Origin of the sequence: Ochrobactrum sp. XJ1 (genome assembly GCF_024701725.1) — a bacterium.
In the GTDB taxonomy this organism is placed as follows: domain Bacteria; phylum Pseudomonadota; class Alphaproteobacteria; order Rhizobiales; family Rhizobiaceae; genus Brucella; species Brucella anthropi.
This window is the reverse complement of the sequence record NZ_VDGD01000071.1, coordinates 1-260: the sequence shown is the minus strand read 5'-3', so window position 1 is coordinate 260 and position 260 is coordinate 1. Positions and strand designations below refer to the sequence as shown.

The following is a 260-nucleotide window of genomic DNA, read 5'->3' as shown; positions in this document are numbered from 1 at the left end:
AATCTTTCTGCCGTTGCTGCACCAGCGGGCACCATGCCGGTAGTACTTGGCGCAGGTTGGCCGGGCGTGCTGTTGCATGAAGCGGTTGGTCACGGTCTGGAAGGCGACTTCAACCGCCGTGGCACTTCAGTATTTAGTGGACAGGTCGGGGAGCTGGTGGCTTCAGAACTGTGTACCGTGGTTGATGACGGTACGATGGTCGATCGCCGTGGTTCGGTGGCGATTGATGACGAAGGTACGCCAGGCCAGTACAACGTGCT

The 260-nt window shown here is 58.8% G+C and carries 1 protein-coding gene; it reads left to right on the top strand.

The features are described from left to right. Positions 1–260: metallopeptidase TldD-related protein (locus FG152_RS27190; protein WP_498989483.1), on the top strand; the 260-nt coding region annotated here is incomplete at both ends.